General features: G+C 74.5%; 16 protein-coding genes. 5 read left to right on the top strand and 11 right to left on the bottom strand.

What is annotated here, in order from left to right:
- Positions 1 to 31: 31 nt before the first annotated feature.
- Positions 32 to 562, bottom strand: a complete 531-nt coding sequence (locus tag ABFX46_RS27795) for a MarR family transcriptional regulator (RefSeq protein ID WP_346046569.1) — start codon at positions 560 to 562, stop codon at positions 32 to 34.
- A 28-nt stretch (positions 563 to 590) separates the two neighbouring features.
- Here ABFX46_RS27795 and icmF point away from each other — a divergent pair, with 28 nt between their 5' ends.
- Positions 591 to 3,833, top strand: a complete 3,243-nt coding sequence (icmF, locus tag ABFX46_RS27790) for a fused isobutyryl-CoA mutase/GTPase IcmF (RefSeq protein WP_428831318.1) — start codon at positions 591 to 593, stop codon at positions 3,831 to 3,833.
- Between the two features lie 14 nt (positions 3,834 to 3,847).
- Positions 3,848 to 4,615, top strand: coding sequence for a helical backbone metal receptor (locus tag ABFX46_RS27785; protein ID WP_346046565.1), 768 nt, complete (start codon positions 3,848 to 3,850; stop codon positions 4,613 to 4,615).
- A gap of 7 nt (positions 4,616 to 4,622) precedes the next feature.
- On the opposite strand, the gene ABFX46_RS27780 is transcribed toward ABFX46_RS27785, so the two are convergent.
- The 6 genes from ABFX46_RS27780 to ABFX46_RS27755 all read right to left on the bottom strand — a co-directional run bounded on the left by ABFX46_RS27780 (position 4,623) and on the right by ABFX46_RS27755 (position 11,498).
- Positions 4,623 to 5,213: a TetR/AcrR family transcriptional regulator gene (locus ABFX46_RS27780; RefSeq protein WP_346046563.1), complete on the bottom strand. Its 591-nt coding sequence runs from the start codon at positions 5,211 to 5,213 to the stop codon at positions 4,623 to 4,625.
- The gene (gene fabG / locus ABFX46_RS27775; RefSeq protein WP_428831322.1) at positions 5,197 to 5,937 is read right to left on the bottom strand and encodes a 3-oxoacyl-ACP reductase FabG; all 741 of its coding nucleotides are present in this window, start codon (positions 5,935 to 5,937) and stop codon (positions 5,197 to 5,199) included. The genes ABFX46_RS27780 and fabG (ABFX46_RS27775) overlap by 17 nt, the downstream gene beginning before the upstream one ends.
- 46 nt (positions 5,938 to 5,983) lie before the next feature.
- Positions 5,984 to 7,135: an acyl-CoA dehydrogenase family protein gene (locus ABFX46_RS27770; protein ID WP_346046561.1), complete on the bottom strand. Its 1,152-nt coding sequence runs from the start codon at positions 7,133 to 7,135 to the stop codon at positions 5,984 to 5,986.
- 110 nt (positions 7,136 to 7,245) lie between these two features.
- Positions 7,246 to 9,252: a substrate-binding domain-containing protein gene (locus ABFX46_RS27765; protein WP_346046559.1), complete on the bottom strand. Its 2,007-nt coding sequence runs from the start codon at positions 9,250 to 9,252 to the stop codon at positions 7,246 to 7,248.
- A 147-nt stretch (positions 9,253 to 9,399) separates the two neighbouring features.
- Complete coding sequence (locus ABFX46_RS27760) at positions 9,400 to 10,689, bottom strand: protein kinase domain-containing protein (RefSeq protein ID WP_346046557.1); 1,290 nt, start codon at positions 10,687 to 10,689, stop codon at positions 9,400 to 9,402.
- Positions 10,690 to 11,135: 446 nt separating this feature from the next.
- Positions 11,136 to 11,498, bottom strand: a complete 363-nt coding sequence (locus tag ABFX46_RS27755) for a DUF3099 domain-containing protein (RefSeq protein ID WP_346046555.1) — start codon at positions 11,496 to 11,498, stop codon at positions 11,136 to 11,138.
- A 73-nt stretch (positions 11,499 to 11,571) separates the two neighbouring features.
- Between ABFX46_RS27755 and ABFX46_RS27750 the strand changes: the two genes are divergently transcribed.
- Positions 11,572 to 11,784, top strand: a complete 213-nt coding sequence (locus ABFX46_RS27750; protein WP_131942632.1) for a dodecin — start codon at positions 11,572 to 11,574, stop codon at positions 11,782 to 11,784.
- A gap of 137 nt (positions 11,785 to 11,921) precedes the next feature.
- Here ABFX46_RS27750 and ABFX46_RS27745 read toward each other — a convergent pair whose 3' ends face one another.
- Both ABFX46_RS27745 and ABFX46_RS27740 read right to left on the bottom strand, forming a co-directional pair.
- Positions 11,922 to 13,310, bottom strand: a complete 1,389-nt coding sequence (locus ABFX46_RS27745) for a metallopeptidase TldD-related protein (protein WP_346046554.1) — start codon at positions 13,308 to 13,310, stop codon at positions 11,922 to 11,924.
- Positions 13,307 to 14,806: a TldD/PmbA family protein gene (locus tag ABFX46_RS27740; RefSeq protein WP_346046553.1), complete on the bottom strand. Its 1,500-nt coding sequence runs from the start codon at positions 14,804 to 14,806 to the stop codon at positions 13,307 to 13,309. The genes ABFX46_RS27745 and ABFX46_RS27740 overlap by 4 nt, the downstream gene beginning before the upstream one ends.
- Positions 14,807 to 14,966: 160 nt before the next feature.
- Here ABFX46_RS27740 and fabG (ABFX46_RS27735) point away from each other — a divergent pair, with 160 nt between their 5' ends.
- Positions 14,967 to 15,671, top strand: coding sequence for a 3-oxoacyl-[acyl-carrier-protein] reductase (gene fabG / locus ABFX46_RS27735; RefSeq protein ID WP_131942629.1), 705 nt, complete (start codon positions 14,967 to 14,969; stop codon positions 15,669 to 15,671).
- A gap of 5 nt (positions 15,672 to 15,676) precedes the next feature.
- Positions 15,677 to 16,462, top strand: a complete 786-nt coding sequence (fabI, locus tag ABFX46_RS27730) for an enoyl-ACP reductase FabI (RefSeq protein WP_163063691.1) — start codon at positions 15,677 to 15,679, stop codon at positions 16,460 to 16,462.
- Positions 16,463 to 16,538: 76 nt separating this feature from the next.
- Here the strand turns inward: fabI and ABFX46_RS27725 are convergent, their stop codons facing one another.
- Both ABFX46_RS27725 and ABFX46_RS27720 read right to left on the bottom strand, forming a co-directional pair.
- Entirely contained in the window at positions 16,539 to 17,180 is a 642-nt protein-coding gene (locus tag ABFX46_RS27725; protein ID WP_346046551.1) for a hypothetical protein, read from the bottom strand.
- Between the two features lie 118 nt (positions 17,181 to 17,298).
- Positions 17,299 to 18,996 (bottom strand): helix-hairpin-helix domain-containing protein (locus tag ABFX46_RS27720; protein WP_346046550.1); only part of this gene is annotated, 1,698 nt, incomplete at its 5' end.

The raw sequence follows: 18,996 nt of genomic DNA, 5'->3' as shown, positions 1-18,996 counted from the left end.
ACACCGGGCCGGCTCGGGTCGGGGGCCGGGGTCAGGGGAGGTCGCCGGCCGAGGTGCGGACGGGGCGGAGCGCGGTGGTGATGTCCGCGGCCTGGGCGGCGGGGACGTCGGCGATGCCGAAGCCGGACTCGTTCAGGGCGACCGTGGCCTCTTCGGCGAGCTCGCGGCCGGCGGGGGTGATCGTGGCGAGGACGACGCGGCGGTCGTCGGGGGAGGGGCCGCGGCCGACCAGGCCGCGGCGCTCCAGGCGCCCGATCACGTTGGTGACCGAGGCCGGGTGCACCATCAGGCGGACGCCCATCTTGCCCATCGGGAGGGTGCCGGTGCGGGTGAAGGCGAGCAGGCGGAGGGCCTCGTAGGCGGCGAACGTCAGGCCGTACGGCTTGAGGACGGCCTCGATGCGCCCGAGCAGGAGCTGCTGGGCGCGCATGACGGAGGTGACGGCCGCCATGTGGTCGGCGTGCTCGGGCCAGCGGGCGCTCCACTGGCGGTGGGCCTCGGCGATGGGATCGGGGGTGTCGGGCACCGCATCACCGTATGCCGTCTTGACTCGTTCGCGCACGGAAACTATTTTAACTTCCAAATATTGGATGTCCAAAGTTTGGGGTGGGACGGTGACGGGGGAGCTGCACGCGCCGGTGCATCCGGTCCGGTTCGTGACCGCGGCGGCGCTGTTCGACGGCCATGACGCGGCCATCAACATCATGCGGCGCATCCTGCAGTCCCAGGGCGCCGAGGTGGTGCACCTGGGGCACGACCGCTCGGTGCGCGAGGTCGTCGACGCCGTCCTGGAGGAGGACGCGCAGGGCGTGGCGATCAGCTCCTACCAGGGCGGCCACGTCGAGTACTTCGAGTACCTGTCGCGCAGCCTCAAGGAGGCCGGCGCCGAGCAGGTGAAGGTTTTCGGCGGCGGCGGCGGGGTGATCGTCCACGAGGAGATCGCGCGGCTGTCGGGTGCGGGCGTGCGGATCTTCTCCCCGGAGGACGGGCAGCGCCTCGGCCTGCCCGGCATGATCAACGAACTGGTGCGCGAGTGCGACGTCGACCTCGCCGCCGAGCCCGTCCCGGTGGACGGCGTGCTGGCGGGGGAGCGGCGCGCCCTCGCGCGGGCCGTCACCTGCCTGCAGGCGGGGAAGCTGCCGGACGACGACCTCGCGCGGCTGCGCGCGGCGGCCGCGGAGCGGCGGGTGCCCGTGCTCGGCATCACCGGGACCGGCGGCTCCGGGAAGTCGTCCCTGACCGACGAGCTCGTGCGGCGGTTCCGCGTCGACCAGGGCGACCGGCTGCGCGTCGCGGTGCTGGCCGTGGACCCGACCCGGCGGCGCGGCGGCGGCGCGCTGCTCGGCGACCGGATCCGGATGAACTCCCTGGACGGCGACCGCGTGTTCTTCCGGTCGCTGGCGACGCGCGGCGCGCGGGAGCTGCCGGAGAACATCGAGGACATCGTCGCCGCGTGCAAGGCCGCCGGGTTCGACCTCGTCATCCTGGAGACGCCCGGCATCGGCCAGGGCGACGCCGCGATCGTCCCGCTGGTGGACGTGTCGCTGTACGTGATGACGCCGGAGTTCGGCGCCGCGTCCCAGCTCGAGAAGATCGACATGCTCGACTTCGCGGACGTGGTCGCCATCAACAAGTTCGAGCGGCGCGGCGCCGCGGACGCGCTGCGGGACGTGTCCCGGCAGCTCGTCCGCAACCGGGAGGCGTTCGGGCAGCGGCCCGAGGACATGCCCGTCTACGGCACCAGCGCCGCCACCTTCAACGACGACGGCGTGACGGCCCTGTACCGGCACCTCGGCGGGCTGCTCGGCGAGCACGGGCTCGACCTGGAGGACGGCGCCCTGCCGGAGGTCGCGACGAAGACCTCCACCGGCGCCGCGACCGTGATCCCGCCCGGACGGGTGCGCTACCTGTCGGACATCGCCGAGACCGTGCGCGGCTACCACGACGCCACGCTGGAGCAGATGGAGGCGGTGCGGCGCGTCCAGCGGCTGGACGAGGTCCGCGCCGAGCTGACCGACGCGTCCGAGGTCGAGGAGCTCCTGGAGAAGGCGCGCCGCGCCGTCGAGCCGGGCAGCGCCGAGCTGATCGAGGGCTGGCCGGCCGTCGTGGAGTCCTACTCCGGCGACGAGCAGGTCGTGAAGATCCGCGACAGGGAGCTGCACACCACGCTCACGCGCGAGTCGCTGTCGGGCAGCCGCATCCCGCGCGTCGCGCTGCCCCGCTACACCGACCACGGGGAGCTGCTGCGGTTCCTGCGGAACGAGAACCTGCCCGGCCGGTTCCCGTTCACCGGCGGCGTGTTCCCGTTCAAGCGCGACAACGAGGACCCGGCCCGCATGTTCGCGGGGGAGGGCGACCCGTTCCGCACCAACCGCCGGTTCAAGCTGCTGTCGGAGGGGCAGCCCGCCACCCGGCTGTCGACCGCGTTCGACTCGGTCACCCTGTACGGGCGGGACCCCGACGAGCGTCCCGACGTGTACGGCAAGGTCGGCACGTCCGGCGTGTCGATCGCGACGCTGGACGACATGAAGGCGCTGTACGACGGGTTCGACCTGTCGTCGCCGACCACGTCGGTGTCGATGACCATCAACGGGCCGGCGCCCACGATCCTGGCGTTCTTCCTCAACACCGCCATCGACCAGGGGCTCGACGCCTTCTACGAGGAGCACGGGCGCGAGCCGTCGGCGGAGGAGGCCGCCGAGATCCGCGCGCGCGTCCTGTCGACCGTGCGCGGCACCGTGCAGGCCGACATCCTCAAGGAGGACCAGGGGCAGAACACCTGCATCTTCTCCACCGAGTTCTCGCTGCGGATGATGGGCGACGTCCAGGAGTGGTTCATCGCCAACGGCGTCCGCAACTTCTACTCGGTGTCGATCTCCGGCTACCACATCGCCGAGGCCGGGGCGAACCCCATCAGCCAGCTCGCGTTCACGCTCGCCAACGGGTTCACCTACGTCGAGTCGTACCTGGCGCGCGGCATGGACGTCGACGACTTCGCGCCCAACCTGTCGTTCTTCTTCTCCAACGGCATGGACCCCGAGTACAACGTCCTCGGGCGCGTGGCCCGCCGCATCTGGGCCGTCGCCATGCGCGACCGGTACGGCGCCAACGAGCGCAGCCAGAAGCTCAAGTACCACGTGCAGACGTCCGGGCGCTCCCTGCACGCGCAGGAGATGCACTTCAACGACATCCGGACGACGCTGCAGGCGCTCATCGCCATCTACGACAACTGCAACAGCCTGCACACCAACGCCTACGACGAGGCCGTGACGACGCCGACGGCCGAGTCGGTGCGGCGCGCGCTCGCCATCCAGATGATCATCAACCGGGAGTGGGGCCTCGCGATGAACGAGAACCCGCTGCAGGGGTCGTTCATCATCGACGAGCTGACCGACCTCGTCGAGGAGGCGGTGCTCGCCGAGTTCGACCGCATCAGCGAGCGCGGCGGCGTGCTCGGCGCGATGGAGACCGGCTACCAGCGGGGCCGCATCCAGGACGAGTCGATGCTGTACGAGCAGCGCAAGCACGACGGCTCCCTGCCGATCATCGGGGTGAACACCTTCCGCCCGCCGGAGGCGTCGGACGGCACGCCGGAGACGATCGAGCTGGCCCGCGCCACCGAGGAGGAGAAGCGCTCCCAGCTCGACCGCGTCCGCGCCTACCAGGACGCGCACCGCGAGGACGCCGGCGCCGCCCTCGCCGCGCTGAAGGAGGCGGCGCGGGCCGGGGAGAACGTGTTCGCCGTGCTGATGGACGCGGCGCGGGTGTGCAGCCTGGAGCAGATCACCGACGCGTTCTTCGAGGTCGGCGGCCAGTACCGCCGCAACGTCTGAGGAGCGGACCGCCGATGCCCCGCGATGACACCGGCCGCCCGGTCCCGATCCCGGACCGGGTGCGCCGGGTCGTGTCGATCGTCCCGTCGCTGACGGAGACGATCGCGGTCACCGCGCCGGATCTGCTCGCCGGGGCCACCGACTGGTGCACCCACCCCGAAGGTCTGGACGTGCCGCGCGTCAAGGGCACGAAGAACCCCGACCTGGAGAAGATCGCCGGGCTGCGGCCCGACGTCGTCGTGGGCAACACCGAGGAGAACCGCCCCGCCGACATCGAGGCGATGCGCGCGGCGGGCATCCCGGTCTGGATGACGGAGATCCGCACCGTGGACGAGGCCCTGGCGTCGCTGCGCCGCATGCTGGCGGAGGCGTGCCTGGTCCCGGTGCCGGGCTGGCTGGACGAGGCGGCGCGCGTCTGGGCGGACATCACCCCCGGCACGCGGCGGACGGCCGTGGTCCCGATCTGGCGGCGGCCGTGGATGGTCGTCGGCCGCGACACCTTCACCGGCGACGTCCTGCGCCGCCTCGGCGTGTCCAACGCCTACGCGGACCACCCGGACCGCTACCCCAAGATCCCCCTCGACGAGCTGAACTCGGCGGGCGCCGACCTGGTCGTCCTGCCCGACGAGCCGTACCGGTTCACCGAGGACGACGGCCCCGAGTCGTTCCCCGGTCTGGATGTGGCGCTGGTGAACGGGCGGCACCTCACCTGGTACGGCCCGTCGCTCGCCGGCGCCCCGGCGGCGCTGTCGCGGCAGCTCGCCGGGGCGCGGGCGTACTAGCGGCGGCCTAGCCGGGCGGGCGGGCGAACATGGCCTCCACGCACCCGGCCATGCGCTTGTCCAGCTCCTCCGCCGGGATGCCGATCTCGTGCGCCAGGTGCTCGCGCAGCAGCGTGTACCCGTAGATCGTGGACGCGATCGCCGCCTGCACGGCCTCCACGTCCCCGACGGGCAGCTCGCCCCGCGCGGCCTCGGCGGCGAGGTCGGCGCGGCCCGCGCCCCGGTTCAGCAGGACGCGGGGCCGGTCGTCGCCGTCCAGCACCAGCAGGGTCGCGAGCCGCACCGGCTCGGGGTTGCGCAGGCTCGTCCAGAACAGCCGGGACAGCCGCTCGCGCAGCGGCAGCCCGGCCGCGTCCACCGCGTCCTCGGCGTTCGGCCGGGACCGGTGGAACAGCGCCGAGCGCAGCAGCGACCGCCGCGACCCGAAGTACTGGTAGACCAGCCCGCGGTTGACGCGCGCCTCGTCGGCGACCTGCCGCAGGTTCAGCCCGGCGAGGACGCCGCCGCGGCGCAGCAGCGCGACCGCCGCCGCCCGCAGCGACTCCTCGGTCGCCTCCCGGTCCCGCCCGCGGGCCGCCCCCTCACGCGCGGGGACCACCGGCCACATAGATCACCTGGCCGGACACGAACGACGCGTCCTCGCTGACCAGGAACGCGACCGTGCCCGCGATGTCCTCCGGGACGCCGACGCGGCGGACGGGGATCTCCTTGGCGGCGGCCGCCTTGAAGTCCTCGAAGTCGACGCCGACGCGGGCGGCCGTCGCCGCGGTCATCTCCGTGGCGATGAACCCGGGCGCGATCGCGTTGGCGGTCACGCCGAACTTGCCGAGCTCGATCGCGAGGGTCTTGGTGAAGCCCTGCAGGCCCGCCTTGGCCGCCGAGTAGTTGACCTGGCCGCGGTTGCCGAGCGCCGACACCGACGACAGGTTCACGATGCGGCCCCAGCCGGCCTTGGTCATGTGCTCCTGCGCGGCGCGGCTCATCAGGAACGAGCCGCGCAGGTGCACCGACATGACCGAGTCCCAGTCGTCGTCGGACATCTTGAACAGCAGGTTGTCGCGGGTGATGCCGGCGTTGTTCACCAGCACCACGGGCGGGCCCAGCTCGGCGGCGACGCGCGCGACGGCCGCGGACACCGCCGCGGAGTCGGCGACGTCGACGCCGACGGCCAGGGCCGTCCCGCCGTCCTTGGTGATCGCCTCCACCGTGCCGGCGCAGGCGGCCTCGTCGAGGTCGCAGACCGCGACCGCGAAGCCCTCCTTCGCCAGCCGCACGGCGGTGGCGGCGCCGATGCCGCGCGCCGCGCCGGTGACGATCGCCACCCGGGTGTCAGTCATTGCGCTGCCCTTCCGTCGGACCTGGACGTCCTCAGACCTGGATGTCCTTGGCGATGATGGTCTTCAGCACCTCGCTGGTGCCGCCGTAGATGCGGGTGACCCGGGCGTCGGCGTACAGGCGCGCGATCGGGTACTCCAGGATGTAGCCGTAGCCGCCGTGCAGCTGCAGGCACTTGTCGACGACGCGGGCCTGCACCTCGGTGCAGAACAGCTTGCAGACGGCCGCGTCGGCGGGGGTGAGCTCGCCGGCGTCCAGCGCCTCGATGCACCGGTCGACGAGGGAGCGGGCCGCCTCGACCTCGGTGGCGCACTCGGCCAGGACGAACTTGGTGTTCTGGAACGACGACACGGTCTTGCCGAAGACCGTCCGCTCCTGGACGTACGTGCGGGCGAACTCGACCGCGGCGGCGGCGGAGGCGTAGGAGCTGGTCGCGATGCCGAGCCGCTCCTCGGCCAGGTTGTGGGTGAGGTACTCGAACCCGCGCCCCTCCTCGCCGAGGAGGTCCTCGACGGGCACGCGGACGTCGCTGAACGACAGCTCGGCGGTGTCGGAGCTGCGCAGCCCGATCTTCTCCAGCTTGCGGCCGACCGCGTAGCCCTCGCTCGCGGTGTCGACGGCGAGGATCGACAGGCCCGCGCGGCGGTTCTCCGGCGTGGCGGGGGACGTCCGCGCGACGACGAGGACCCGGTCGGCGAGGACGCCGCCGGTGATGAAGGTCTTGGCGCCGTTCAGGACGTAGTGGTCGCCGTCCTTCTTGGCCGTGGTCTGCATGCCGGCGAGGTCGGAGCCGGTGCCCGGCTCGGTCATCGCGATGGCGGTCATCATCTCGCCGGACACGAACGCCGGCAGCCAGCGCTTCTTCTGCTCCTCGTTGCCGTACTTCAGCAGGTACGGCAGGACGAGGTTGACGTGCACCCCGTAGCCGCCGAAGCTGACGCCCGCGCGGGCGCACTCCTCGGACACCACCGCCTGGTACTTGAAGCTGGTCTCGCCCGCGCCGCCGTACTCCTCGGGCACCTGGATGCCGAACACGCCCAGCTCGCCGAGCTTGTAGTAGAAGTCGCGCGGCGGGTGGCCGGCGTTCTCCCAGTCCTCGTAGACCGGGGCGACCTCGGCCTCGATGAACGCCCGGATCGTGTCCCGGAACGCCTCGTGGTCCTCGTTGAAAACGGTGCGGCGCACGCCGTGGCCCCTCTCGTGCAGTCAGCAGGGTGCCGCCAGCAGGGTGCTACTAGCGGAACGCTAACTTAACTCGAATGTAGTTCTAGAATCAACTACGGGGGCGTGCCGGATCAGGGGCTGACCCGCTGGGACAGCGCCTTGAGGAACAGGGCCTGCACCTGCCCGGGCGTCTCGGCCACGTAGGCGTCGCCGCGGGTGAGGCGCGCGATCTGCCGCAGCTCGTTGACGTCCACGTCGTCGCCGTTGCCGAACATGTTGATCAGGACCGGGCGCTCCGGGTCGTACTCGCGGCGGATGTGGTCGAGCGTCTCGGCGAGCGTGGGGCCGCCCGGGTCCTCGTTCCGGCCGTCCGTCCACAGCAGGATCGAGTTCACGTACTCCGGCTTGTAGGTCCGCTTCATGTAGTCGAACGCCGCCATGACCGTGTCGTACAGGCCGGTGTCGCCGTGCTCCTTCACCCTGATCTGCGCGAACGCGCTCAGCATGCGCTGGCGCCGGGTGGCCGAGCCGAGCCGCTGCCCGAGCGGCCCGACGCTGACCAGCTCCCGCCAGTCCCGGTCGCCGCTCAGCTCGGTGGAGAAGACCCACTGGCCGAGCTCGGTGTCGTCCGGCAGCAGGGACAGCCCGTCCTGCGCCGTGCGGACCGTGGACTGCAGCCGGGTGACGCCCGGCGCCACCCGCTCGTCCATGGACCCGGACACGTCGATGATGCTGAGCATCCGGATGCTCAGCGACAGCTGCGCCCACGACTGCATGGTGCGGCGCACCTCGGCGGTGGACGGCGCCGGCAGCGCCTTCGGCGCGCGGGGGCTCAGGCCGTTCGCCGCGGAGAAGGCGGCGGGCGCGGCGCCGCCGGGCGTCCGGAACCCGAGCCGCTGGACGTCCTCGCGGGTGGCCTCGTCCGCGAGCGCCCGCCAGAGCAGCCGGGCCGCGCCCGCCTTGGCGCGGTCCGACGACAGGACGGCGACGGGGTGGTCGAGGTAGACCGTGCCCTCCGCCGGGTAGACCGCGACCGCCGGCTCGGCCGGCCGCCGCGCGTTGTAGCCGAACAGCGCCTGCTCGGGCACCAGCGCGACCGGGTAGCGGTCGCCCTTGTCCTTGCCGACGGCGGGGTCGAACGCGTCGAACTCCGCCTTGACCGAGACCGCGACGCCCTCCCGGATCGTCCGGACGACGCCCGCGAACCCGGCCTCGCCGCCGGGGGCGCCGCTGAGCAGCGCGCCGGCCAGCATCAGCGCGCCCATGCCGGTGGCGCTGCGGCCCGGATCGGGGACCTGCAGCCGGAACAGCCGCGGCGGGATCACTCCGTCCCCGGTCCCGGCGACCGGGCCGCCGTCGCTGTTGGAGGCCGTGCCCGCCGCGGCCAGCAGCTCGGTCCAGGACGGCTGCTCGGGCGCGCCGAGGTTCCGCAGCTGGACGGCGAGCCCGCGCGGCATCGCCAGGACGACCGGGGTGGCGGCGACCCCGCCGAGGACCGCCGGCGCCGCCCCGCCCCGCCCGGAGCCCTCGACCAGCTTGAGCCACAGGGACGAGTCGGGGATCCAGACGTCCGGCCGCTCGGTCACCCCGGCCACGCCCTTGCCCGACAGCAGTGTCGCGACGGCGTCCGGCGCGGTGGTGCGCACCCGCGCGCGGGCGCAGCGCCCGTCCACCTCGTGCCGGGCGTCGTTGAACCGCCCGGCCGCCCGGATCACCGCGGGCGCGACGTCCGGCGCCACCGCCACGCCGACCGTGACGGCGTCGTCGCCCGAGCAGCCGCCGCCCGTCATGCCGAACGCATAGGCGCCGGCGCCGGTGAGCAGGACCAGGCCGATCGCGCCGGCGAGGGGGCCGAGCAGGACGCCGCCGACCCGGCGGGGCGGGCGCCGCGCGCCGGGCTCGCGGTGCCGGCGCGGCGGTCTCGCGGCGGCGTGCGCCGGGCCCGGCGGGCGGGGCGCGCGGTCCGGCCGGCGGAAGGCGTCGAAGGGCTCGCCGGCCTCCGTCCGCGGCGGCTCCCACCGGCCGCCGGGCGGCCCGCCCGGATCGGAGGCGCCGAGGAAGGTGTAGGGCGCGTCGCCGGCGCCCGTCTCCGGCAGGTTCCGGGGTGCCCACTCGGGCACGTCGTCGTGTCCGCTCATCGCCGATCTCCGTTTCCCGGACGGGGGTACCGGGCCGTGTCGCGCCGTCTCGTGACGGGCCGTCGTGAGACACATGAACGATCTGTCTCAGCAGGGGCCAGGTGTGATGTTCGTCTCATCGGCGCCTCCCGTCAAGGGCCCGGCCGGTCAGGGCCGCACCGGGATCTCGGCGAGCAGCGCGGACAGGCCGGCGGCGCGCTCGGGGGAGACGTCGCCGGGCGCCCGTCCCGCCAGCGCCGACCGCAGCGCCGCCACCCGGCGCGGCAGGTCGACCGGCTCGCCGCCGTCCACCTCGTTGAGCAGCGTGCTGACCTGGGTGGCGGTGAAGATGCCGAAGCGGCGGCCGACCTCGCGCGCCGCCATGCCCGTGTCGATGGCGCGGCGCATCCGGGCGAGCGCGCTGACCGCCCGCGCCCGCGCGTCCGCCGCCGGGACCGCCGGACGGGCCGTGCGCGCGGGCCTGGAGGGCGGGGCCGGGGCCGGAGGGGACGCGCCCGGGTCGTCCGCGGGGGAGGGCGGCGGCGCGGACCGGCGCGGCGGCGCGGGCAGCGCGACGCCGCCGGGCGCGTCCCGCAGCGTCGACAGGATCACCACCAGCGGGGCGAGCACCAGCGCCAGCACCGCCGCGGCCGCGCCGCCCAGCACTGCGGCGCGCCGGACCCGGCGGACCCCGCGCCGCGGGGCGGCCCGCCCGCCCGGGGCGTCCGCCGGTGGGAGGACGGGAGCCGCGGCGATGCGCGCCGCCAGCGCGCGGGCCACCTCGGCGGCCGGCAGGCGCTCGCCCGGCTCGCCGGCGGGGACGCGGTCGGCGAGCGCCGCCAGCTCCGCCGGCAGCCCGCTCTCCGGCGGCGCGCCCGCGTCCGGCAGGCACGCGGCGAGGAGCGCGCCGAACGCGCGCACGTCCTCGGCCTGGCCCGGCTCGCCGTCCCGTGCCGCCTCCGCCCCGGCGGCGCCGGCCGCTCCGGTGACGCCGAGCCCGAGGATCTTCACGCCGTCCTCGGTGAGGAACACCTGCCCGGCCCTCAGATCGCCGTGGACGACCCCGCAGGAGTGGACGGCGGCCAGCGCGTCCGCGACCTGGGCGCACACGGCCAGGGCCTCCTGCGCGCACGGCAGGCCGCGCTCCAGCCGCGCCGCGAGAGACTCGCCGGTCAGGTACTCGGTCACGACGTAGGCGAGGGACTCACCGCCCGGGCCGCCGGCCTCCCCGTAGTCGTAGGTGGTCACGATGCCGGGGTGCGCGAGCGCGGCGGCGGCGCGGGCGGAGTCCCGCAGCCGCCGCCGCAGCGCCCCCCGCTCGCGCGGGACCGCGACGAGCGCGACCGCGACGCGGCGGGCGAGCAGCTCGTCGTGCGCGCGCCACACCTCCGCCGGGCCGCGCCGTCCGGCGCGGCGTTCCATGCGGTAGCGGCCGTCCAGCCGGAATCCCGGGTCCACGGGGCCTCCCCTCGGGCGCGGGGTGGTGTTCTCGCCGCTCAGCAGTACGCAGCGCGCCCCGGAACGGATCGGTCCACGGCCGGGAACGCCGCGCCCGCACACGGATCCGCGGGCGAAAAGTTCGGATCGACCGGGTTTCGGCCCGTGGCCGGAGCAGGCCAGGCCAGGGCCTTGCCGTTCTCGAACGGATGTGCTCCGGCCCGGACGCCGGTCAAAGGCGGGTCATGGGGACGCCGACCGCCGGCGAGCGCGCGGACCGGGGAAGCCCGAGGAGGGACCCCGGGCAATGAAAAGCGGCGCCGGGTGGATACGGGGGCAATCCACCCGGCGCCGCATCATCGGTGTTCCGACGGGGGCCCGGAACACCGGCACGGGCGCTCCGACGGGGGACCAGAGCGCCGGTACAAATCGTACACCGAAACCCCCCGCAGTTAGTCAAGAGAATGTCACGACCCGATTTCCGGTCGCTGTCCGGAATCGGGCTTGTGTTCCGGCTCCAGGGCCGGCTTCCCGTGCTCGTGCGCCGCGCGGTCGTCGAACACGGCCGACGCCGTCGGCTCCCGGCCCCCGTTCGCGAAGATCACCGCGATGTAGGGGAGCAGGGCGGCGCCGACCACCATGAGCACCGCCAGCCACCACGGCGCGCCCGCGACCGCGGCCACGACCGCGCCGCCGAAGCAGACCGTGCGGACGCCCATGGAGATCAGGTACCGGCGCTGCCGGTGTCCGATGTCCTCTGACATGGGGCGGGGAGCGTCGGTGACCGTGTAGACCTCCGGCTCCCGCTGGTGGCGGGGATTGACCTTCACGTTTCCACGGTAAGCCCATGGAGTCCGGCCTGCGACTGCAGTACGGGTCAAAACAACGCATCGGGAGGAACGGATGACCGATCGCACGTACCGGGTGACGGAGATCGTGGGGACCTCCCCCGAGTCGGTCGAGACCGCGATCCGCAACGGCGTCAGGCGCGCTTCGGAGACCCTCCGCCATCTGGACTGGTTCGAGGTGAAGGAGGTCCGCGGCCAGATCGAGGACGGGGAGGTCGCGCACTTCCAGGTCACGATGAAGGTCGGCTTCCGCCTGGAGGACGCCTGAGCCTCCCGGAGCACGCCTGAGCCCGCCGCAGAACGCCTGAGCCCGCCGCAGACGCGGCGGGGCCGCCATGGACGCGAAGGGGACGCGAAAGGGACGCGCAGGGCCCGCCCCGCGGCCGGGGCGGGCCCTGCGGGGCGTCAGGACGCCTGGGACACCGTCGACATGTTGAAGTCGGGGACCCTGACCGGCGGCATGGCCGCGCGGGTGAAGTAGTCGGACCACTCGCGCGGCAGCGTCGGCCCGGTCTCCCCGACCTCGCTGAGCCGCGAGAGCAGGTCGACGGGGCTCTCGTTGAACCGGAAGTTGTTCACCGCCCCGACGACCTCGCCGTCCTCGACGAGGTAGACGCCGTCGCGGGTGAGGCCGGTCAGCAGCAGGCTCTGCGGGTCGACCTCGCGGATGTACCACAGGCACGTCAGCAGCAGCCCGCGCTCGGTGCGGGCGACCATCTCCTCCAGCGTGGCGCCGCCGTCCGGGCCGGTGAGCGCGAGGTTGTCGACGGCCGGGGTGACCGGCAGCCCGGTCCGCCCGGCCGAGTGCCGGGTCTGGGTGAGGGAGGCGAGCCGCCCGTCCCGGATCCAGTCGGTGGCGCCGAGCGGGAGCCCGTTGTCGAACACCGACGCCTCGCGCCCCGAGGCGTGCGCGACGACGAACGGGGCGCACTCCATCCCGGCGGCGGCCGGGTCGCTGGACAGCGTGACGGGCAGGGCCGCGAGCCGCTCCCCGACGCGGGTGCCGCCGCCGGGGGCGCTGAACACCGTCCGGCCGTCGTGCGCGTCCTGCGCGCCCGCCGACCAGTACAGGTAGATCATCAGGTCGGCGACGGCGGACGGCGGCAGGATCGTCTCGTACCGCCCGGCGGGCAGGTCCACCCGCCGCTCGCCCCACTCCAGCCGCCGGGCGAGGCCGCCGGTGAGGGCGGCGACGTCCACGTCGGTGAAGTCGCGGGTGCCGACGCCCGCCCAGGCCGAGCCGCCCGCGCCCTTGGCGTTCAGCTCCAGCAGCCCGGTCGGCTGGTCGTGCCGCAGCCGCAGCCCCGCCGAGGTGCCGAGGAACGTCGAGGTCAGGACGTGGTTGGCGAACCCGTACAGGCGCCGGTCGCCGGCCTGCGCGGCGCCGAACGCCTCGCCGAGCGCGGGCGCGAAGCCCTCGAACACGCCGATGCCGGTCTCGGCCGGGTCGTCGTCCCACCCGCCGGCGCCGGCCGGGCCCTCGGTGACGAGCGGCCCGGCGTCCTCGGCGGGGTCGTTGCCGGCGGCGTCGGCCTCGGCGGCGCGGACGAGGTCCTCGATGCCGTCGGCGCCGACCGCCGACCGCGACACCACGCCCGCCGCGACGCCGTCGGCGGTGTTCCGCAGCGCGATGACGGTGAGGCGGCCGGAGCGGGTCACCCCGTTGGTGGTGAGGGTGTTGCCCGCCCACCGCAGGTTCGCGGTGCTCGCCTCGTCGGCGATGACGATGCAGTCGTCCGTCCGGGACAGCGCCAGGGCCCGCTCGACGGCCTCCTGCGGCCTGATGCCGGTCACTGGCCCGCCTCCTTCAGCGTGTTGAGGATGTTGACGCCGCGGAACAGCGCGGACGGGCAGCCGTGGCTGACCGGCGCGACCTGCCCCGGCTGGCCCTTGCCGCAGTTGAACGCGCCGCCGAGCACGTAGGTCTGCGGGCCGCCGACCGCCTCCATCGAGTTCCAGAAGTCGGTCGTGGTGGCCTGGTAGGCGACGTCGCGGAGCTGCCCCGCCAGCCGCCCGTTCTCGATCTTGTAGAAGCGCTGCCCGGTGAACTGGAAGTTGTACCGCTGCATGTCGATCGACCAGCTCTTGTCGCCGACGATGTAGATGCCGCGCTCCACGCCGGAGATCAGCTCGTCGGTGGACGGGCCGCCCTCGGCGGGCCGCAGCGAGACGTTCGCCATCCGCTGGATCGGCATGCTGGACGCGGCGTCGGCGAACGCGCAGCCGTTGGAGCGCTCGGCGCCGGTGAGGCGGGCGATGCGCCGGTCGGTCTGGTACCCGGTGAACAGGCCCTCCGACACGATGTCGAACGACTGCGTCGCCACGCCCTCGTCGTCGTAGCCGATGGTGGCGAGGCCGTGCTCGGTGGTGCGGTCACCGGTGATGTTCATGACCTTGGAGCCGTACTGCATCGTGCCGAGCTTGTCGGGCGTGGCGAACGAGGTGCCGGCGTAGGCGGCCTCGTAGCCGAGCGCCCGGTCCAGCTCGGTGGCGTGCCCGATCGACTCGTGGATGGTCAGCCACAGGTTGGACGGGTCGACGACGACGTCGTAGGCGCCCGGGTCGACCGTCGGGGCGGCGAGCTTCTCGGCGAGCAGCTCGGGGATGCGGGCCAGCTCGCCGTCCCAGTCCCAGTGCTCGCCGGACAGCCACTCCCACCCGTACCCGGCGGGCGGCGCGAGCGTCCGCATCGTGTCGAACAGGCCGCCGGCGATGCCGACGGCGTTGAGGACCGGGTGCAGCCGCACGCGCTGCTGGGTGGTGACGGTCCCGGCGAGGTCGGCGAAGAACTTGTTCTCCTTGACCTGAAGCAGCGTCGCGTCCACGTGGTCGACGCGGTCGTCGGTGAGCAGCCGGCGGCTCCACCCGGCGAGCAGCGCGATCTTGTCGGCGGTCGGCACCGCGAACGGGTCGGTCTCGTACGCCGACACCCAGGTGCGCTCCCCGTGGACGGGCTCGGGCGCCAGCTCGATGGGCTCGCGGTTGACGGGCCGCGCGACGGCGGCGACCTCGACGGCCTGCGCGGCGACGCGCGCCGCCCCGTCCGGGGTGAGGTCGATGCCGGCGGCGAAGCCCCAGGTGCCGTCCTTGACGACCCGGACCGAGAGGCCGACGTCGTCGGCGTCCAGGGCGGTCTCCAGGGCGGCGTCGTGCAGCCGGAGCGTCTGGCTGCGGATGCGTTCGAGGCGGAAGTCGGCGTGCTCGGCGCCCAGCTCCCGGGCCCGGGTGAGGGCCGCGTCGGCCAGCGCGCGAAGCGGCAGCGCGGTGAAGGCGGGATCGATGTCATGCACCTTCAGCAACCTACCCGCAGGCCCGGCGGGTGATCGAGAACAAAGCCGGGTCGGCGGATCTTGTCGGTTCGGCACATCCGCAGGGCGGGGTGCGGGCCGCTAGGGTCGTGCCGCGAGTCACAGTACGCAGGCAACAGTACGCAAGACGAGAGGGTCCGTGATGAGTCGCTCTGTCCTCGTGACCGGCGGTAACCGGGGCATCGGCCTCGCCATCGCCCGCGAGCTGTCCGCGGCGGGCGACGCGGTCGCCGTCACCTACCGGTCGGGCGAGCCGCCCGAGGGGCTGTTCGGCGTCCGCTGCGACGTCACGGACGCCGAGGACGTCGACGCCGCGTTCAGCAAGGTCGAGGCCGAGCAGGGCCCGGTCGAGGTGGTGGTCTCCAACGCGGGGATCACCAAGGACACGCTGCTGGCGATCATGAGCGAGGAGTCGTTCACCTCGGTGCTCGACACCAACCTGACCGGCTCGTTCCGGGTCGCGAAGCGGGCCGTGAAGAGCATGATGCGCAAGCGCACCGGCCGGATCGTGCTGGTGTCGTCGGTCGTGGGGCTGATGGGCTCGCCGGGGCAGTCCAACTACGCCGCGTCCAAGGCGGGCATGGTCGGGTTCGCCCGCTCCCTCGCCCGCGAGCTCGGCTCCCGCAACATCACGGTCAACGTGGTGGCGCCGGGGTTCGTCGACACCGACATGACGGCGGTCCTCAGCGAGGACCAGCAGAAGGCCATCACCGCGGCGGTCCCGCTGGGGCGGATCGCGCGGCCGGAGGAGATCGCGAAGGCGGTGCGGTTCGTGGCGAGCGAGGACGCCGCCTACATCACCGGGGCCGTGATCCCGGTCGACGGCGGACTGGGAATGGGGCACTGACGACCATGGGAATTCTCGAGGGCAAGCGCATCCTGGTGACCGGCGTCCTCACCGACGCCTCCATCGGGTTCCACGTCGCGCGGATCGCGCAGGAGCAGGGCGCCGAGGTCGTGCTGACCGCCTACCCGCGGCCGACGCTCACCGCGCGGACCGCCAAGCGGCTGCCGTCCGGTCCGGACGATCCGCCGCCGGTGATCGAGCTCGACGTGATGAACACCGAGCAGCTGGACGCCCTGGCCGGGAACCTGCGCGAGCACGGCTTCGACCACCTGGACGGCGTCGTCCACGCGATCGGGTTCGCGCCGCAGACCGCGCTCGGCGGCAACTTCCTGGAGACGTCCTGGGACGACGTGGCGACCGCCGTGCACGCCTCCACGTACTCGCTGAAGTCGCTGACGATGGCGTGCCTGCCGCTAATGGAGGACGGCGGGTCCGTCGTCGGCCTCGACTTCGACGCCACCAAGGCGTGGCCGGTGTACGACTGGATGGGCGTGGCGAAGGCCGGCCTGGAGTCGTGCGCCCGCTACCTCGCCAAGTACCTCGGCCCGCAGGGCATCCGCGTCAACCTCGTCGCCGCCGGGCCGCTCGCCACAATGGCCGCCAAGAGCATCCCCGGCTTCGAGGGCATGACGGACATGTGGCCGAAGGCGGCCCCGCTCGGCTGGGACATCAAGGACAGCGAGCCGACCGCCCGCGCGTGCGCGGCGCTGCTGTCGGACTGGTTCCCCGCCACGACCGGTGAGATCGTCCACGTCGACGGCGGCATCCACGCCATCGGCGCCGCCTACTAGGCCGTCCCCCCGAACAGGACGAGCCGGTGCCGCCCGCGGGGCGGCACCGGCTCGCCGGTGTCCGCGGGGACGGTCGCTAGCGGGCCTTGCGGCGGCGCAGGGCGCGGCCGGCGACGCTGATGTTCAGGGCGCCGACGGCTCCGGCGGCGCCCGCCGCCGCGGCGACGAGCAGCAGCTGGCCGTTGTCCTGCCCGGAGGCGGCGACGGGGGAGATGAGCCGCGTCTGCGGCATCGCGGCGGTGCCGCCCGCGGTGTTCCGGTAGGCGTTGGGGTCCGCGGCGATCTCCGGGGTGGGCAGGACGCCCGGCAGCCCCGTGGCCGCGGACGGCGCCTGGCCGGAGTACGGCTTCAGGCCGCCCGCGTCCGTCATGGGGGCGGGCCCGGACACGGCCCCGCCGGCCGCGGGCGCCGACGGCTTGCGCGGGGCCTTCGCGGCCCTCTTGCTCGGCGTGCTCCGGGCGGTCTTCTTCGTCGTCTTCGCGGCGGTCTTCTTCGGCGTGGGCGTCGGGGTGGGCGCCGGCGCCGGGGTCTTCGGAGTGAGCGCCTCGCGCAGGTTGCCGAGGTTGCACTTCCAGTTCTCGATCGTCGTCTCCGGGTCGACGCCCTTCTTGCACTCCTGCGCGGACGCGGAGGACGCCGGCGCGGCGAGCACCAGGACGAGCGCCCCCGCCGAGACCGCCGCCGAAGCCGTTCCGAGCCGCCTGACCCGCTGGCGCATGTCGCTCCTCCACCCGATGCCGTGCACGGCCCTCACGGGCCTGACCCTGTTGACATCGTGTCCCATACGGGGCCGTCCGTAAACCGCGACACGGGGGTTTCTTTACCCTGTCACGGCCTCACTGGACCACCAGCGTCGCGAGCCGGGTGCGGCGCGGCGCCGCCCCGGTCTCGCGGACGGCCCTGGCCAGTGCGGGCCCGGCCGCCTGGACGACCGACAGGTGCCGGAGCGCCAGCCCGAACGCGGTGGCCACCAGCGGCCGGGACAGCCCCCCGGCGGGCAGGACCGCGACGACCGCGGGGCGGCGCGTCCCGCGCGCCCGCGCGACCGGCACCGCCCAGCCGTGCCGCAGCCGGGACGCGTCCGCCGGGGCGACCACGGCCGGGCCGGCGGGGAACTCGACGTCGAGGCCGTGCGGGCCGCCGCCGGTCACCACGCCCGTCTCGCCGACCGCCGCCTGGGGGAGCGGCGCGTTGACGACGACCCGGTCGCCGGGGTCCATCCCGCCGAACGCGCCGGGGCCGGGGTTCAGCCGGGCCTTCAGCGCCGCGTTGAGCGCCCCGGCGCCCGCCGGGCCGCCCGCGGCCGCCGCGACGACCTGGACGTCCTCGACCGGGATGCCGAGCGCGCGGGGGATCGAGTCGGTGACGAGCTGGACGGCCCGGTGCACCGCCTCGCCCGGGTCGGCGGCGGGCACGACGACGACCTCCCGGCCGGGCGCGTCCACGGCGGGCAGGTCGCCCCCGCGCACGGCCTCCACCAGCGTCCCGAGCGGACCGGACGGCGGCACCGCGTCCAGCGCGACCACCGGGACGGTCTCGGACGCCTCCAGGTCGTCCAGCGGGCGGCCGGGCCCGGCGGGCGGCGCGGCGCCCGGCTCCGCGCACAGCACCAGGTGGGCGCCGTCCGGGCACGCCTCGGCCAGCACCGCGCACAGCTCGACGTCGAGCTGCGCGGCGTCGGCGACGATGAGCAGGTCGAGGTCGAGCGGGTGCCGCTCGCCGCGCCCGTACACCACGGCGCCGGGGGCCGCCGGGTCGCCGCCCGGTTCGAGGAGCCGGTGCAGGCTGGTGACCGCCACCCCCTCGGGGCCGCCGAGGTCGGCGGCGGCGCGGTCGGTGGGGGCGGCGACGGCGGTCCGCAGGCCCGCGCTCGCGGCGGCGCCGGCGACGCCGAGGACGGCCGCGGCGAGGTCGTCCGGCGCGCCGCGCAGGATGCTCACCCCGGTGTGCAGCGCGGCGGTCAGCGCGAGCGACCGGTCCTCGGGCAGCCCGTCCCGCAGGCCCTTGACGGCCGCGTCGTCCAGCAGCGGCACCGCGGTGAGCGTCAGCCGCTGGAAGCCCTCGGCGGCGGCCTCCTCGGCGAGCGCCCACCGGGCCGCGCCGAGCATCTCCTCCGGCTCCTCCGGCTCGGCGTCCTCCTCGAAGGACTCCTCGCCGAACTCGGGCTCCTCGGTGAGCGACAGCACCTCCGCCTCGTCCAGCGCGGCCTCCACGGCGGCGCGCGGGTCGGGCACCCCGGCGCGCTCCAGCGCCGCCAGCACCTCGGCGGCGGGGGTGACGGTGTGCCCGCCCCGCGCCGCCTCGGTCAGCAGGTGCAGCACGAGCGCCCGCCCGCGCCGCACGTCGCCGGGCCCGGCACCGGCGCCGAGGACGGCCCGCGCGAAGTGGTCGGCCTGCTCCGGCCGGACGCCCGGCACCCGCAGCAGCCCCCACGGGCCGGCGCGCAGCCGCCGGGCGGCGCCCGGACCGAGCCGCGCGGCCGCCGGCGCCGCCAGGGCCGCGGGCACGCCCGCGGCGGCGAACAGCTCGGCGAG

This window comes from Actinomadura chokoriensis, from assembly GCF_039529475.1.
GTDB lineage: Bacteria > Actinomycetota > Actinomycetes > Streptosporangiales > Streptosporangiaceae > Spirillospora > Spirillospora bangladeshensis.
This window is presented reverse-complemented; position numbering and strand designations above follow the sequence as displayed.